Source organism: Vibrio sp. D173a (assembly GCF_030248475.1).
The window spans coordinates 1-1,500 of the sequence record NZ_JAHGAH010000156.1 but is presented as its reverse complement, the minus strand read 5'-3'; the positions used below and the strand labels follow the sequence as shown (position 1 = coordinate 1,500).

General features: G+C 43.8%; 2 protein-coding genes. One reads left to right on the top strand and one right to left on the bottom strand.

Features of this window, described 5'->3' with window-relative positions:
* Positions 1-115: 115 nt before the first annotated feature.
* Positions 116-571: a hypothetical protein gene (locus KIV40_RS16240; protein WP_285350219.1), complete on the bottom strand. Its 456-nt coding sequence runs from the start codon at positions 569-571 to the stop codon at positions 116-118.
* Positions 572-991: 420 nt separating this feature from the next.
* Here KIV40_RS16240 and KIV40_RS16235 point away from each other — a divergent pair.
* Positions 992-1,500, top strand: a 509-nt coding sequence (locus KIV40_RS16235) for a hypothetical protein (RefSeq protein ID WP_285350218.1), incomplete at its 3' end; no start/stop codon positions are given.

Here is a 1,500-nt window from a genome sequence, read left to right as displayed (position 1 = left end):
ACTTTGGTCAAACAGACGTCCGGCACAGACGCATTCGCTTCACCGCCTGAGCCTTTATGTACAATACTCAGCCCATTAGCGCCGATGGTTGATGCCATAATTTTTTCCTTTTCAATCAGTTTAAACGCACTTTGGTCGCTTGAATTTTTTGTAGCTTATCTGCCGATGTATTGATGTTTTGGGCGGTGGTTTTAACCGTACCACTTTTCGCAATCATAGAGGTCTTAGCCTCACCAGACCCGAGTTCAACACATTCCTCCCCGTCTATGATTACCTTTTTCGCGCGCAGTACGATAAGCTCTTCATCCAAAAGTGAAGAATAAATATTGGTTAACATCGGCGTGTAGATATCTCCTGCCACGAACTCAATGCGGCAATCCAGACGGTGATCTATCGCAAGCTGTAAGTCTGCCTTCGTAAACAAACGACCGAGCACTGCCCATACCGGTTGGTTAAGCGGATTTCCCTCAAAATCGACTTTGACATGACGATTATCGGGATGAACTTCATTGATCCACCCTGTTCGAGAGTAGAGTTCTACGGGGGATGATGAGGGGTTAGAATCAAGCATTATCCTATTCCTGTCAGAAAATAACGCAGGATTTTAACAATGAAATGAGGAAGATAGCCTCAGTGTTTATTGGCGAGTACGGATGAAAATGCAGGCAATCTGTCTGCTTGACTGGTCATGACAACCTATGAGCCAGGCAATAAGACGAATACCCTAGTGATTGCGTTCGAACACTAAAAATGTCAGAAAAGGCAAAAGTGTGACTATGATCTAATTGACCTACCAACACATCAGGGGGCTCACGCTCTTTCTCAGTCACAGCAGTTAAAGTGAACGGGATAAATGCAGCTACAAAACCATTTAAAGTTTCGCCCTCTTCACACAGCTTATACCCAAATTTTGTTGATAACTGTTTTGATGTTATTAAAAACAGACTATTAAGCAATCATTCGAAAAAATATCTTGAGGTTAAGATCCCCGATGACAGCAAAAATTCACTATGATATTCAACATATGAAAGTCAAAAGCGATAAAGAAAGTGCTCAGTTGACCCAGCAATGGCAACAAGTGATACAAATTTGCCGTGATGAGTTTCTTGGTGAAATGGCGCGAGCGAGGCTGGCGTTTAACCTTGTCGATTACATCACCAGTGAAGATCTGCCGTTTCGTTTGCTCATCACTCGAGCTCCCCAAGCCATGGCGGCCATCGGTGAAGAAGTAAAAGTCTATAAAGAGCATCGCGTTATCAACGGCAGACAAAGCGGCATCGTGTATGCAAAAAGTGAGCAAATGCTACCAAAAGAAATCCACTACACCAATCATTTTTTGGCCACGCGTTACGTCAATGGCCTAACCAGGCCATTATCCTCTCCATCACTCATCGATTGCCTAAAAACTGGTGAGATCATTACGCCACTGGATGGCCTGTTATTTCTCAACTGTAAGCGTATTGCCAGCGACATATCGCGTCTGAAAAAGGCAGAACCACA

What these genes read in the sequence shown, in the direction of transcription:
- KIV40_RS16240 (WP_285350219.1), bottom strand. Translation starts at nt 571, where the DNA reads ATGCTTGATTCTAACCCCTCATCATCCCCCGTAGAACTCTACTCTCGA.